At 42.3% G+C, this 15,017-nt stretch carries 12 protein-coding genes; all 12 read right to left on the bottom strand.

Annotated elements, in window-relative coordinates; translation table 11 throughout:
• Window positions 1–753, bottom strand: coding sequence for a Fe-S cluster assembly ATPase SufC (gene sufC / locus KO473_RS04875; RefSeq protein ID WP_005779335.1), 753 nt, complete (start codon window positions 751–753; stop codon window positions 1–3).
• Between the two features lie 23 nt (window positions 754–776).
• Window positions 777–1,523 (bottom strand): hypothetical protein, encoded by a 747-nt coding sequence (locus KO473_RS04880; protein ID WP_005812177.1) that lies wholly within the window; start codon window positions 1,521–1,523, stop codon window positions 777–779.
• Window positions 1,523–2,977, bottom strand: coding sequence for a Fe-S cluster assembly protein SufB (sufB, locus tag KO473_RS04885; protein WP_005779339.1), 1,455 nt, complete (start codon window positions 2,975–2,977; stop codon window positions 1,523–1,525). The genes KO473_RS04880 and sufB overlap by 1 nt, the downstream gene beginning before the upstream one ends.
• 5 nt (window positions 2,978–2,982) lie before the next feature.
• Window positions 2,983–3,486 carry a CvpA family protein gene (locus tag KO473_RS04890; RefSeq protein ID WP_005812179.1) on the bottom strand — a complete coding sequence of 168 codons (504 nt, stop codon included), beginning with the start codon at window positions 3,484–3,486 and terminating at the stop codon, window positions 2,983–2,985.
• Window positions 3,487–3,560: 74 nt separating this feature from the next.
• Window positions 3,561–6,611 carry a translation initiation factor IF-2 gene (gene infB, locus KO473_RS04895; protein WP_005822740.1) on the bottom strand — a complete coding sequence of 1,017 codons (3,051 nt, stop codon included), beginning with the start codon at window positions 6,609–6,611 and terminating at the stop codon, window positions 3,561–3,563.
• 120 nt (window positions 6,612–6,731) lie between these two features.
• A complete protein-coding gene (gene nusA, locus KO473_RS04900) occupies window positions 6,732–7,994 on the bottom strand; it encodes a transcription termination factor NusA (RefSeq protein WP_005822737.1) in 1,263 nt (420 codons plus the stop codon).
• Between the two features lie 2 nt (window positions 7,995–7,996).
• The gene (gene rimP, locus KO473_RS04905) at window positions 7,997–8,464 is read right to left on the bottom strand and encodes a ribosome assembly cofactor RimP (RefSeq protein ID WP_005783918.1); all 468 of its coding nucleotides are present in this window, start codon (window positions 8,462–8,464) and stop codon (window positions 7,997–7,999) included.
• Window positions 8,465–8,601: 137 nt separating this feature from the next.
• The gene (locus tag KO473_RS04910; protein WP_005822735.1) at window positions 8,602–9,816 is read right to left on the bottom strand and encodes a 6-bladed beta-propeller; all 1,215 of its coding nucleotides are present in this window, start codon (window positions 9,814–9,816) and stop codon (window positions 8,602–8,604) included.
• Complete coding sequence (locus tag KO473_RS04915) at window positions 9,816–10,967, bottom strand: 6-bladed beta-propeller (RefSeq protein WP_005822733.1); 1,152 nt, start codon at window positions 10,965–10,967, stop codon at window positions 9,816–9,818. The genes KO473_RS04910 and KO473_RS04915 overlap by 1 nt, the downstream gene beginning before the upstream one ends.
• Window positions 10,968–11,137: 170 nt before the next feature.
• A complete protein-coding gene (locus tag KO473_RS04920) occupies window positions 11,138–12,241 on the bottom strand; it encodes a hypothetical protein (protein ID WP_005822731.1) in 1,104 nt (367 codons plus the stop codon).
• A gap of 13 nt (window positions 12,242–12,254) precedes the next feature.
• Window positions 12,255–13,586 (bottom strand): L-fucose:H+ symporter permease, encoded by a 1,332-nt coding sequence (gene fucP, locus KO473_RS04925; RefSeq protein WP_005822729.1) that lies wholly within the window; start codon window positions 13,584–13,586, stop codon window positions 12,255–12,257.
• A gap of 11 nt (window positions 13,587–13,597) precedes the next feature.
• Window positions 13,598–15,010 (bottom strand): rhamnulokinase family protein, encoded by a 1,413-nt coding sequence (locus tag KO473_RS04930; RefSeq protein ID WP_005822727.1) that lies wholly within the window; start codon window positions 15,008–15,010, stop codon window positions 13,598–13,600.
• Between the last annotated feature and the right edge of the window lie 7 nt (window positions 15,011–15,017).

The following is a 15,017-nucleotide window of genomic DNA, read 5'->3' on the forward strand; positions in this document are numbered from 1 at the left end:
TCATTCTCCTAATTCCTTCTTAATCCAATCGTATCCTTTTTCTTCCAGCTCAAGAGCGAGCTCCGGACCTGCTGTCTTCACAATACGTCCCTTATAGAGCACATGTACGATATCCGGCTTTATGTAATCCAACAAACGCTGGTAGTGAGTGATGACAATACAACTGGTATCGGGTGTCTTCAATTTGTTTACTCCTTCGGCTACAATACGAAGCGCATCGATATCGAGTCCGGAGTCCGTCTCGTCCAGAATGCTAAGACGGGGTTCGAGCATAGCCATCTGGAAAATCTCGTTACGTTTTTTCTCTCCACCCGAGAAGCCTTCATTTACCGAGCGGTTTGCCAATTTGTTATCCAACTCAACTACTGCACGCTTTTCACGCATCAGCTTCAGGAACTCACTGGCTGTCAGAGCAGGCAAACCTTTGTATTTACGCTGTTCATTGACAGCAGCACGCATAAAGTTAACCATGCTCACACCCGGAATCTCTACCGGATACTGAAAACTAAGGAAGATACCTTCGTGGCTACGGTCTTCAGGACTTAATTCCAAAAGGTTCTTACCGTAGAATGTAATACTCCCTTTCGTCACTTCAAAAGCAGGATTACCTACCAGAACAGAAGAAAGCGTACTCTTACCTGAACCATTGGGTCCCATAATGGCATGTACTTCGCCCGGATTCACCGTCAAGTTGATGCCTTTCAATATCTCTTTGCCGTTAATGCTGGCATGCAGGTCTTTTATCTCTAACATGATCTTATCAATTATTTCATTATCTATTCTTCTCCAAAAATAACTTCGTCCAACAATTGCAGTATGGAATTGCCGTCTGTCTGCGTAATAGTAAAAGGAAAATTCACTTTCACTCCTACGCTTAATGTCTGACGCATCCCGCTACTACGCACTATCCCGGTCCCCCGGGAATTAGTCTTCTCTACTTCTCCATTCATTCTTCCGGCAATGCCCATCCGGAAATTATACTCCAGGGTGAAAGCAAGACACGAAAGAAAATATATATCGGCCCCTATCACCGGAGAGATAGTGAATAGCGGTTCTTTTACCTGATATCGGCAATCGTAGTCTTTACGAAATTCCTGTCTTGAAGGATCGTAGTAACTGCCACTGGTTATACCGTATTGTCGACGTGGAGACAGATTCCATGCTGTGGAGAGTCCCCCGTAAGGCTGAATCACAAAACGTTGTGGCAGGAAATAGTATCGCCCTCCCACTTCCAGATTGCTCAGTGAGGCAGAAATACCGGGATTCAGTTTTATCTCTTCACCTGTATAACCGCCCTTCAAAGAGAAGCGGGTATAAGGAATATAATACTCCAGCAATAAAGTATGTATATGGCCTGTAGAAACAGCTTTTCCCGAAAGTGTGTTCTTTGTTACTATCGGCCAGTCTCCTCCCCAAGAGCCACTGATTGCCCATCTTCTCTCCTGATCATCCAGATTCTGTGCAAACGCTATACCTACATAAAGCAGGAATATCAATAACCAACCAATTCGTTTGCACCCCATTATCCTACACTACCTTCAAGAGAGATCGTAAGCAACTTCTGAGCTTCTACAGCAAATTCCATCGGAAGTTTATTAAGTACCTCCTTTGCATAGCCGTTTACAATCAGCCCAATGGCATCTTCAGTGGAAATGCCACGCTGATTACAATAGAATATCTGATCCTCACTAATCTTACTGGTAGTTGCTTCATGTTCAACAACTGCTGTTTCGTTATGAATATCCATGTAGGGGAAAGTATGTGCACCACACTTATCACCCAGCAACAATGAATCACACTGGCTATAATTACGGGCATTATCCGCCTTTTCGGCTACACGAACCAGCCCACGGTAAGAGTTCTCACTTTTTCCGGCAGATATACCTTTACTGACAATCGTACTACGGGTATTCTTACCTAAATGAATCATTTTAGTTCCTGTATCTGCCTGTTGGTAATTGTTTGTCACTGCTACCGAATAAAATTCAGCGGTAGAATTATCACCGGAGAGAATGCAAGAAGGGTATTTCCAGGTAATGGCTGATCCCGTCTCAACCTGAGTCCACGAGAGTTTGCTATCTACTCCTTTACAATTACCACGTTTCGTCACAAAATTGTATACTCCACCTTTACCTTCGGCATCACCCGGATACCAATTCTGAACGGTACTGTATTTTACTTCTGCACGATCGTGTACCACAATCTCGACAATAGCGGCATGTAATTGATTCTCGTCCCGCATTGGGGCGGTGCAACCTTCCAGATAGGAAACATAGCTATCGTCATCTGCTACGATTAATGTACGTTCGAACTGCCCGGTATTGGCTGCGTTGATACGGAAGTATGTGGAAAGTTCCATCGGACAACGTACCCCTTTGGGTATATAAACGAAAGAACCGTCTGAAAATACCGCAGAATTTAATGCTGCAAAAAAGTTATCCCGATAACCTACTACAGATCCAAGATACTTCTTCACCAGGTCGGGATGTTCACGCACTGCTTCACTGAACGAACAAAAGATAATACCTTTCTCCATCAGTGTTTCCTTAAAGGTCGTTTTCACAGATACTGAATCCATCACTGCATCCACAGCCATACCGCTCAGTGCCATTTGCTCTTCCAAAGGAATACCCAGTTTATTGAATGTCTTTATTAGTTCCGGATCAACTTCATCCATACTCTTCGGACCTTCTTTCTTCTTTGTAGGGTCGGCATAATACGAAATGGCCTGATAGTCAATCTCAGGTATACGCAAGTGTGCCCAGGTAGGCATCTCCAGTGTCAGCCAATGACGATAGGCTTTCAGACGGAATTCCAACAACCAGTCCGGCTCGTTCTTTTTAGACGAGATAAGCCGCACTACGTCTTCATTGAGTCCCTTCTCTATGATATCTGTATGTACCTCCGTAGTGAAGCCATATTTGTACTTCTCCTGCGTGAGTTCTTTTACATATTTATTGGGTTCTTCTTGTTGCATCATTTTTATTTGAGTATATATTGTTGTGTAACCTCTTTTGCTGCGGGAAAGAACATTCCCGCAAACCTTTCCATAGGATAATATAACAAGGATTCCTCCTTCTTTGTTTGACTAATCAACTGGCTATCTGTATCTATGAATTGAATGACACAGACAACCAGACTCACCAGTAAAAGATATTTCAAGGCTCCAAGTCCGGCTCCAAGCAAACGATTCAGCCAGCCAAGCGAAACTGCCTCCATCGCCTTTGTCAACACTGAAGCCACTAACGTAAAGATTAATGGTACAGCTATCCAAATAATGACAAATGCCAATATCTGTGCCACAGTCATGGAATCTGTCACTGTAGGACATAACTTTACAGCCAGTGATGTATACAAAGCTTTTGCCGCCAGCAACCCCACAATCAATCCAAGTATGGAGGCAAGCTGCCGGATAAAGCCTTTCATAAATCCGATAATAACACCGGCTCCAAGGGCAATCAGTATGATAATATCTATGGTAGTCATTCTATGTAAAACGAAAACGGAGACACGGAGTTGTAATCACTCTGTGCCTCCGTATATTTTCAGTTTCGTGAGAATTATAAAGTTTGCTTCACTTCTACTTCTTCGTAAGTTTCAATCATATCCCCTACCTTCAAATCGTTGTAGTTGACAAGGCTGATACCACATTCAAAGTTTGTACCTACTTCCTTCACATCATCTTTAAAACGCTTCAAGGCATTAATAGAACCTGAGAAGATTACGATACCATCACGGATCAGACGAGCCTTATCCGAACGTTTCACCTTGCCTTCTTTCACAACGGCACCGGCCACAGTACCCACCTTAGTAATGTGGAATACCTCACGCACTTCGATAGTAGCAGTCACCACCTCTTTCACTTCCGGAGCAAGCATACCTTCCATAGCAGCCTTCACCTCTTCGATAGCAGCGTAAATTACAGAATACAAACGTATATCTACTCCTTCCTGCTCGGCAAACTTGCGCGCTGAAGCTGACGGACGCACCTGGAATCCAATGATAATAGCATCTGAAGCAGCTGCCAATGTCACATCTGATTCTGAAATCTGACCTACAGCCTTGTGGATCACATTAACCTGAATCTGTTCGGTAGACAACTTGATCAACGAATCACTCAATGCTTCGATAGAGCCGTCCACATCACCTTTCACAATTACGTTCAATTCCTGGAAGTTACCCAAAGCAATACGACGTCCCACTTCATCGAGAGTCAACAGCTTCTGAGTACGCAATCCCTGTTCACGCTGCAATTGTTCACGCTTATTGGCAATTTCACGGGCCTCTTGATCAGTCTCAATCACATGGAATGTATCACCCGCGGCAGGAGCCCCATTTAAACCGAGAATCAATACCGGTTCCGAAGGTCCAGCTTGTGTTACGCGTTGATTACGTTCATTGAACATCGCCTTTACACGGCCGTAACTTGTTCCGGCAAGCACAATATCACCTACCTTCAGCGTACCATTGGAAACCAATACAGTAGCAACATATCCACGTCCCTTGTCCAGAGTTGATTCAATAATTGAACCCGTAGCATTGCGGTTCGGATTTGCCTTCAAATCAAGCATTTCTGCCTCCAAAAGGACTTTCTCCATCAGTTCGGGTACTCCAAGACCTTTCTTGGCCGAAATATCCTGCGACTGGTATTTACCCCCCCACTCTTCTACGAGATAATTCATCTGAGCCAGTGTCTCTTTAATTTTCTCCGGATTAGCATGGGGTTTATCAATCTTATTAATAGCAAATACTATAGGAACACCCGCAGCCGCAGCATGATTGATAGCTTCCTTAGTTTGAGGCATTACATCATCATCGGCAGCTACGATAATAATCGCGATATCCGTTACCTTCGCACCACGGGCACGCATTGCAGTAAACGCTTCGTGACCCGGAGTATCAAGGAATGTAATCTTACGTCCGTCCTCCAATGTAACGTGATATGCACCGATATGCTGTGTGATACCTCCGGCTTCACCCGCAATTACATTTGCCTTACGGATATAGTCAAGCAATGAAGTTTTACCGTGGTCTACGTGACCCATTACTGTAACAATCGGAGCACGGTGTTCCAGATCTTCCGGAGCATCTTCCTCTTCAACAATGGCCTGAGCTACCTCCGCACTGACATATTCGGTCTTAAATCCGAATTCTTCAGCAACAAGATTGATTGTTTCCGCATCCAGACGCTGGTTGATAGAAACCATCATACCTATACTCATACAAGTTCCGATAACCTGATTAACAGATACATTCATCATACTGGCCAATTCATTGGCAGTCACGAATTCTGTCAATTTCAGTACCTTGCTTTCTGCCATCTCCTGATCTTCCAGTTCCTGCATACGGTTCGATACCAAATCACGTTTCTCCTTGCGATATTTGGCTCCTTTGTTCTTACCTTTACTTGTCAGACGAGCCAAAGTTTCTTTTACCTGCTTTGCTACATCTTCTTCACTCACTTCCTGCTTCACTACAGGCTTCTTAAAGCGATCTTTATTATTGTTGTTACGATTTCTGTTTTGCCCGCCGCCACCTTGCTGATTTCCTCCACGGTTATTATTGGTACGCTCACTGTTTGGAGTGGGATGCGCAAAGTTAGAAGCAACGTTGTTCACATCTACTTTTTCTTTATTGTTGTTGATGCGATTACGTTTCTTCTTACCGTTGGGATCAAGATTTTCTTTACCGGCTACTTTAGCTTGTTTATTATCTTCTTTACGGATTTCCTTGATGATGGCTTCCTTCATCTGTTTCTTCTGATCCTGACGAAGTTTTTCCTTTTCTTCACGCTCTTTCCGTTTTTCTTCTTTCGATTTTTTCTTCGGACGGGTCGACTGATTCAATGCAGCCAGGTCAATCTGTCCGATAACATTAATCTTAGATACAAACTCAGTCGGACGAATCTTAAATACGCCCTCCTCTTCCTTCTCTACTGGAGTAGCCGGTGCTTCTGCTACCGGTTTCTCTTCTTTCTTCTCTGTTTTTTCTGGAGATACCACGACTTTGGGTTCTTCTTTCTTGACTTCCTCAACCACTTTCTTCTCTGTTTCTGCAGGCTTTTCAACCACCACCGGTTTCGGTTCTTCTTTCACCGGTTTCGATTCCGAAGCAACAGGAGCCGTAGCGACTTCTTCTTTTTTCACTTCGTTTACAACAGGCTTAACCTCTTCCGCTACCTTCTTTTCTTCAGTAGCTACTACAGGTTGTGGTTTCGGTTCTTCTTTCACCGGCTCTTTTTCAGTTCTCCGGTTCAGTTTATCTAAATCTATTTTTCCGACAGGTTTAAACTTCGGACGTACATCTTCCGGAATGACCGTCTTAATCACATCGTCAGCAACGGCCTTCTCCGGTTCTTTCTTATTATAACCATCAATAGAAACAGATGCCTTATTGCGATCTTTGTTTTGACGTTCCTGAATGAAACGCTCCGATTCAAGTCTAAGGTTCTTATCTGTGCTGAACTCCTTCACGAGCATAGCATACTGCTCCTCGGTAATTTTCGTATTCGGATTTGCCTCAACGGTATACCCTTTCTTTTGCAAGAACTCAACTACCGTCGCGATTCCTACATTTAAATCTCTTGTAACTTTGTTTAACCTTATCGTCATATTTTAATTTAAAGAATAATGGAGAAAGAATAATTTGATAATCGCTCAATATGCCAATGTGCCAATTCCTATACGCCCTTTCTTTTTATTGGCATATCGGCACATCATCGCATTGATCTATTATTCATTATCTTCAAACTCCGATTTCAAAATGCGTAATACCTCGTCCACCGTCTCTTCTTCCAGATCCGTTTTTTCAATCAGCATTTCGCGAGGTGCGTTCAATACAGACTTAGCTGTATCAATACCAATAGCTTTGATAGCATCGATCACCCATCCGTCGATTTCATCTCTGAACTCGTCCAGATAAATATCTTCATCCTGCGCGTTTTCATCCAACTCACGGAACACGTCGATAGTGTACTCGGTCAACATACTGGCCAGTTTGATATTCAAACCGCCTTTACCAATAGCCAACGATACCTCTTCCGGTTTCAGGAATACCTCAGCTTTACGCTCTTCTTCATTCAACCGAATAGAAGAGATTTTGGCCGGGCTTAAAGCACGCTGGATAAACAATGAAATATTTGATGTATAATTAATCACATCAATATTTTCATTGCGAAGTTCACGTACGATGCCATGAATACGACTTCCCTTTACACCTACACAGGCTCCTACGGGATCAATTCTGTCATCATAAGATTCTACCGCAATCTTAGCACGTTCACCGGGAATACGGGCAATCTTTTTGATTGTAATCAAGCCATCGTTTATTTCAGGTACTTCCATCTCGAACAAGCGCTGCAGGAAAACCGGAGAAGTACGCGAGAGGATAATCTTCGGATTGTTGTTTTTGTTGTCCACGCGTGCCACCACTGCACGGGCAGTTTCTCCTTTACGATAAAAATCGCTTGGTATCTGCTCTGTTTTCGGCAACAATAACTCGTTTCCTTCATCGTCAAGCAACAACATCTCTTTTTTCCAGATCTGGTATACTTCTGCATTGATGATAGTACCTACTTTATCAATATATTTATTATAAATACTGTCCTTTTCAAGCTCAAGAATCTTAGAAGCCAGTGTTTGACGAAGGTTCAGAATAGCACGGCGACCAAACTTAGCGAAAATTACCTCATCAGTAACCTCCTCACCTACCTCGTAAGAAGCATCGATTTGTTGTGCTTCAGTTAACGAAATCTGCATATTGGGATTAGTCAAATCTTCGTCTGCCACTACCTCACGGTTACGCCATATTTCAAAGTCTCCCTTATCCGGGTTGACAATTACGTCGTAATTTTCATCAGTGCCAAACATTTTCGCGATCACACTGCGGAACGACTCTTCGAGCACGCTTACCATCGTGGTTCTATCGATATTCTTCAGTTCCTTAAATTCCGAAAATGTATCAATCAAGCTGATTGTTTCTTCTTTCTTGGCCATAATTATTTAAAACTAATTAAGTATTTAGTATATTTTATATCATCATAGGTGAAGGTTTCATCCTCTTCTACCAACTGAGGACGTTTGGCTCCTTCGGGTTTTACTTTCTTTTGTACGGTCACAACAAACTTTTCTTCATCGGCATCTTTCAAGACCCCGCTCAGTTTGCGTCCGCCTTTAGTCAGCACTTCCACCTCCAGGCCGATGTGGTTATAGTACTGTTGCAATACTTTAAATGGCTGTCCGATTCCGGCAGAGCCAACTTCCAGCTCATAATCTTCCTCTTCACGGTTCAGTTTCGATTCTATGAAACGGCTCAGTTCCACACAATCTTCAATCCAAACACCTTCTGCATGGTCAATTTCGACCACAATCTTGTCATCAGGGCTGACGGTCACTTCTACCAGAAAATAGTCTTTATCCTCCAGCCATTCTTCAACAATCTGACAAACAGTTCTTTTTTCTATCATTGATTAACTATTAAGAACAAAAAAAGGAGCTTAATCGCCCCTCCACCTTTCATCCGTTTCGGGTGCAAAGATATAAATAATCTGTTCGACTACAAAATATTAGAGAAAAAAAAGAAATGATAAGAAAAAAACAGGAACTATCTACATTTCAATCGACCATAGAAAATATAATTGTTATCGTTTTCTTTAATACTCCCAAACAGTTCGGTCAGCTTTCTTCGGTCCGAATCCGAAATAATCTCACTTGAGGACAAACGATCCTCAACCATTTGCTTCAATCGGACAGGTTCAACATTCCAAACATAATATCCGTCATGAGATGAAAAGAACCAGTCAGCGGGAATCCCACCTAAGAAATCATTGTATATTTCAACAAAAGCACCTCGTAAAGTATGTTTTTCAACCATATAATATTTCGGAGGAGTGGTAGTTGACGAATATGGACTTAGTTTTACAGGGTATGATATTTCTCCCCAGAAGTGATTCGGCAACTCTCCAAAGCTGTGTGGGGTCAACTCATGTCCTCCATAATCAAGCGTAAAACGGGGAATAAGCCTAAACTCCCGGTTATCATAATGATATAATGAATCGTTACGATATCGCCCTCCAAACCAGAAACCAATGTCCATCATCGTACCATTATTCAGAGATTCGATTTCATTTCCATAATCATTCACAGCCAAATACCCTGCCGGAAGTTCTTTTATAATCTTGCCATCCAAACTTTGCGTCCAGATCATAGGCGAATGCCGGTCACCTACAAAGTCACGATTAAAAGACAGAGCACAAACACTCACCTGTCCCCGTTCCGTTTCTACATGAAACACCCCTTTAGGTGACCAATGCGCCAATCGAATCGGTTGAAGTATATTTCCTTGTAAATCGAATACCAAGATATGATCGGCCTGCCAACACAACACATAAAGCCGGTTATTCTCCTCATCCATCTGTACATCGTAAGCTAAGCCATATTCACCCGCACCTTGACCAAAAGAACCGATATCCCTCAAATAGACCCCTCTTTTAGTAAAAAGTTTGAAAGGGACATGCCCCATTTTATGTACTAAAATATACTGTTTGCCAATAATTGTTTTGGAAGGAGACACCAATGCAGCATCCCGATTATCAAGTTTAACCATTTCCAGTTCCTCGACAAAATGACTAAGAGGTACAGTAACCGTATCCTTCAACATAGACAAGTGGCAGACCCAAACGCTATCAGAGCCTGCCATTTCAACCGTAGCCACTTGCTTATGCCCCCAAACATCATTTATCTCCCCGGAAGCTAATGACGAACAAGCCATTAACTTCCCAAGAAGACAAATAATCAATATTTTGCGGAACAGCTTCATTATTTATTGAAGTTCATTATTTGTAATACAGGGTTACCCTCTTCAGGTATAGAGTCCATTATTGCCCGGAAACGAGGGTCAAACTGCTCTTTCTCAGCTTGCATCGACTCTCCTTTCATAGTAGAAGGCCAATAATAACCAATACCTATACCTGGAGTATTCGTTGTACGGGTTCTCTGTACATTGCAGACATCTTTTAAAACAGCCCATCCAGTTTCATTTTTCAAAGTATACATTTTCTGCTCCTTCTTATCGAAATAATAATAGTTTATTGGCATATCCGGAGTCAACCATTTCGTACCGAGCGTAGTATACAAAGTATAATCTTTAGCATCGATCGCCGGATGTAGCTTAACGAACTCTGCATTTTCAAATTTATATTCTGTTACTTCATCAATAACCTGTTTTACTTCATATGTTTCAGCATCAATAAAATACACACCTTTCAATGATAAATCTGAAAATAAAATTCCACCATAAGCCGGTTTCAATGGTTCATAGCCAATACGTCCCTCGCTATCCCACACAAAATTATCTATCGTAATAGGACACACATGCAACTTTTTGCCATCTTTTTTAGAAAGGATGCAAACTGCCTCTCCGTTATTACGATTCGTAAAAGGACAATATATCAGTACGGCCTCATCATTCAAGTTAGCAAACTTCCAAGAGCAACCGGGCGTCGGGAAGCTTCGTTTAAATTTCCCATTCAAATCATAAACTATAAACTTTTTAGCCCGGTCCAACACTATAATTTCTTTATTAGGACAGTCCACATAGAAAGAGTTCAAAGATGCCCATTCCTGAGGGCCGCCTCCTTTATGACGCATTTGCAATAATGGATTTCCCTGACGGTCAAAAATAAATATAGCCTGTTGCTCTTCATCCTGAATATAAATCCGGTCTTCAGTGACCTGCATACAGGGATTTGTCGGTAACCTACCCAACAATGAATTTTCATTGTCTTTTAATAACACATAATCACTAACTGCCAGATCGGACAGTTTCAACTCTTTTATCGGATACTCTTTTAATCCATCGTAAACAAAAGGAGTATTTGCCATCTCTACCTGTTTTCCGGAATTAGACGAACATGCTACTAAAACAAGTAGCCCTGCCGACATAATGAAATAGTTCAGTCGATTCAACATATCATATACATTTTTAAAGTTTTGATATTGCAAAATTAACCATCGGGCACAGGAAAAACAAAAAGGGATATAGACAAAGCACTTCAAAAAGAAACACACTATCGCACTATATACCAACGCATTAGACAGTCCCTTTCTTAAAATAGCATGGACAAACAAGTTTCCGAGAACTAAAAACCACGCAAAAAGTCATCTAAAGAGTCCGAATCCTCTGCTCCAAGCTTCTCTCGCTTGATGCGAAATTTCTTTTTACTAACCGAGGTACGACTAATACAATAAATATCGGAAAGGTCCTTTATACTGACATTGATCTTCACCAAGCAGCAGAAATAAATATCTTTTAAAGTCAACAAAGGAAAGCGTGCAAGCAACCGTTGTGAAAACCCATCATAAGCATTATCCACCGTCTGACGAATTTCCTCCCACTCTCTTTCCGACAAAGCTATGCGATGTTCACCACTCTCCTGCTCTTCTTCATTGAGGGAGGGTATTTTACGCAAAACATCGACCTTACGGAACAAAGACTCGCGCAAAACCGCCTCTTTCTCTCTCAAAGCACTTAACTCTTCAGTTTGTTTCAGTATTTGGTTCTCTTGCTCCAACTTGGCTTTCTCTTCAAGAAGCAGACGCTCTTTTTCACACTTTATCTTATTTTGCCGGTAGAAAACAAACAAAGCAACCAGTACAAGCAGACAAAGGCTCAAAGTTAACATGGCAATTTCCCGATTCTGTTTGGCAATCTTCAATTGGTTTAACTCGTTTTTCAACCTCTCTTCCTGATATAGAGCTTCACTGTTATCACTCTGCACATGGCCTATCTCCACCCGGAAAAGCGCATCTGCCTTCTGCGTAGAGTAGAACACTTGCTTCTCATTTCCTTCCATAAGTTCCAGTTCTGCAAGTTTCCTCCAAGCTTCGATAGCAATATGCGGATGAATGGAATGGGCTGCCATACTAAAATAACAACGGGCGGAATCATATTGATGGATAGAATAATATACATTTCCACGTGCCAGCATATAATAAGGACGTCCGTAATGTTCCACTTGGCTACGAGCAGAATCCAGCCAAGATAAAGCTTCCTGATAATTATTCTCTGCCAGGCAACTGTCAGCCCGTTTCTGGCAATGCCATTCCCATTGACGAAGCTTCATGAACGCCGTATCCACCGGTATAGTAAACACTGCTTCTTCCGCTAATGACACTTTCCCACAAGAAACGAATGACACAAGCAGAAGGAAACAGTTGCTCAGAAGAATCGTCAAACACCGCATCCGATTCTCAACATTACTTTTGTGTTGCTTTTATCTTTCTTACACGTGCACACGTACGATGCCCATAAATGATAATCACTACGAAACAGATAAAAGGAAGTATAAAAGACAAGTTTACAGCAGGCATACCCAACAATGTATGTTGGTCAATAATACAAGCCTGTAGCGGTGGTAAGATAGAACCTCCCAGAATTGCCATAATTAAACCGGCAGCCCCAAACTTGGCATCATCACCCAAACCACGAAGAGCAATGCCATAAATCGTGGGAAACATTAGTGACATACAAGCCGAAACAGCTACCAGGCAGTACAATCCCCATATATTTTGCAAAAAAATCACACCTAACGTAAAAGCGCCACCCGCAATCGCAAGAATCTTGAGAAGCATGCCCGGATTCAAGTAGCGAAGAATAAATGTACACACAAAACGGCTTATGCAGAAAATAATCATAGCAATTATATTATATTCCTGGGAAAGCACTTCAGCAGCCTTCTCCTCCATTCCCTGCGACATAAACAAGCGTGTTCCATATTGGATAACAAAAGTCCAGCACATAATCTGTGCCCCCACATAAAAGAATTGCGCTATGACTCCTTCTCTATAATGATGAACTTTAAAAATACGCTTTAGCGTTGGTATAAAATCAATATTATGATTCTTATCACCATTCTTAGGCATTTTAACGGCACGTATCAGAAAAAGCATGGCAAGAATCACTAATCCTATAATCAGGTAAGGGGCAATCAGCACGGACAAATCCGACTCTTTCAATACCTCGAACTCAGACGGAGACAATTGGCTGCGTTCTACCGTATCCATGGGATTCAGGCGCGCCTGAATGAAGTTCATGGCTACATACATTCCCAATAATGATCCCATTGGATTAAACGACTGCGCCAGATTCAATCGTCGGGTTGCCGTCTCCTCCGTACCCATTGATAATATATACGGGTTAGCACTTGTTTCCAGAAACGAGAGTCCACACGTCAAAATAAAATAAGCGAGCAGGAAAGGGTAATAGTCACCTGTCATCTTTGCAGGGAAAAACAGCAAGGCACCCAAAGCATATAGCCCCAGTCCCAGCAGGATACCGGCTTTATAAGAGTATTTACGAATAAACATTGCAGCAGGAAAGGCCATCGCAAAGTAACCTCCGTAAAAAGCGACCTGCACCAATGCCCCGTCGGTGACACTCATACGAAATATTTTCGAAAAGGCCTTTACCATTGGATTGGTAATATCATTAGCGAACCCCCATAAGGCAAAACAAGAAGTCACTAAAATAAATGGCAGGATGTAACTAACTCCATCTTTATGAAGAATGGAACGATTGGTGTTTTTCATGGGTTGTCGGGTTATTCAGGATAATATACCTGAGGTTTTACACTGTTTATGATAATTTCTTTTAGCTCTTCCCAAGTATCTATTTCACCTTGAGCTTTCGCTTGCACTAAGATATTGCCGATAGCAGTCGCTTCTACCGGACCTGCATATACCGGAATGCCTAAAGCATTTGCAGTAAGTTGGTTTAGCAAACGATTCTGGCAGCCTCCTCCGATAATATGGAGTTGTTTAATCGGCACCGGCAGACAGCGATTCATCTGTTCGACTCCTAATTTATAACGGTGTGCCAATGATTCAATGACACAACGAACAAACTCTCCCTGAGAAACCGGCACTCTCAAATGATGCTTATGACAATACATAACGATCGACTCTTCCATACAGTCGGGATTACAAAAAGAAGAATCATCTACATCAATTACCGAACGGATATCTGATAGCGTTGCTTCGGCTATCACACGATCATAACTGGTTTCTTCACCCCGCTCCTTCCACTCAGCCATCAGACGTTGTAAAATCCAAAGTCCGGTTATATTCTGCAGAAAGCGTATCTTGCCTTGTATGCCACCCTCATTCGTGAATCCTCCCAAACGTGCTTCCTCCGTCAAAATCGGTTGGTCAATCTCTGTTCCGAGCAAGGACCAGGTTCCCGAACTAAGATAAGCCCGATCCGGCTCATTGGAAGGAACGGCAAATACGGCACTGGCTGTGTCATGTGAACCGACGGCAACGACATCAATACAGCTTAGACCGGTTTCATCCGCAATTTCTTGTTTCAATTTACCGCGAATAGTCCCGGGAAGCACAATGTCACCAAAAAGATGTCGGGGTAATCCTAATTCACTAATCAAGTTATCCGACCAGTTGCGCCGACAAGCATCAAGTAACTCAGAAGTAGAAGCAATACAATATTCATTATTCGCTGTTCCTGTAAGGAAATAGCTGAACAAATCAGGCATAAATAATAGTTTATCAGCTACCCGGAGTTGTACATCATTGTTCTGCTTCATACTATATAGTTGAAACAGAGTATTGATAGGCATCACTTGGATGCCTGTTTCTGCATAATGGGCAGCTTGATCAATCTGCTTAAACACCCGCTCAGGCATACCATTAGTACGAGAATCTCGGTAACAGACCGGATTACCCAACAGATTACCATCTTTGTCAATCAGTCCAAAATCAACTCCCCAGGTATCTATAGCGATACTTCTCACCAGATAACCTTTTCGGGCAGCGACACGAAGTCCGTTTTTCATTTCTTCGAAGAGAGAGAGAAAATCCCAATAGACATGGTTTCCGAGTCTAATTTGCCGATTACCAAAACGATATACCTCTTCCAGTATTAGCTTACCTTCAGTGAGAGTACCGGCCATAATACGGCCACTACCCCCACCAAAGTCAGCTGCTAAGTATGTACTCATAAGCTGG

Source organism: Bacteroides sp. HF-4919, assembly GCF_018860125.1.

Bases quoted from the DNA above. Each gene is read 5' to 3' on its own strand.
- sufC (WP_005779335.1), bottom strand. From the start codon at position 753: ATGTTAGAGATAAAAGACCTGCATGCCAGCATTAACGGCAAAGAGATA.
- KO473_RS04880 (WP_005812177.1), bottom strand. From the start codon at position 1,523: ATGGGGTGCAAACGAATTGGTTGGTTATTGATATTCCTGCTTTATGTA.
- sufB (WP_005779339.1), bottom strand. From the start codon at position 2,977: ATGCAACAAGAAGAACCCAATAAATATGTAAAAGAACTCACGCAGGAG.
- KO473_RS04890 (WP_005812179.1), bottom strand. From the start codon at position 3,486: ATGACTACCATAGATATTATCATACTGATTGCCCTTGGAGCCGGTGTT.
- infB (WP_005822740.1), bottom strand. From the start codon at position 6,611: ATGACGATAAGGTTAAACAAAGTTACAAGAGATTTAAATGTAGGAATC.
- nusA (WP_005822737.1), bottom strand. From the start codon at position 7,994: ATGGCCAAGAAAGAAGAAACAATCAGCTTGATTGATACATTTTCGGAA.
- rimP (WP_005783918.1), bottom strand. From the start codon at position 8,464: ATGATAGAAAAAAGAACTGTTTGTCAGATTGTTGAAGAATGGCTGGAG.
- KO473_RS04910 (WP_005822735.1), bottom strand. From the start codon at position 9,816: ATGAAGCTGTTCCGCAAAATATTGATTATTTGTCTTCTTGGGAAGTTA.
- KO473_RS04915 (WP_005822733.1), bottom strand. From the start codon at position 10,967: ATGTTGAATCGACTGAACTATTTCATTATGTCGGCAGGGCTACTTGTT.
- KO473_RS04920 (WP_005822731.1), bottom strand. From the start codon at position 12,241: ATGCGGTGTTTGACGATTCTTCTGAGCAACTGTTTCCTTCTGCTTGTG.
- fucP (WP_005822729.1), bottom strand. From the start codon at position 13,586: ATGAAAAACACCAATCGTTCCATTCTTCATAAAGATGGAGTTAGTTAC.
- KO473_RS04930 (WP_005822727.1), bottom strand. From the start codon at position 15,010: ATGAGTACATACTTAGCAGCTGACTTTGGTGGGGGTAGTGGCCGTATT.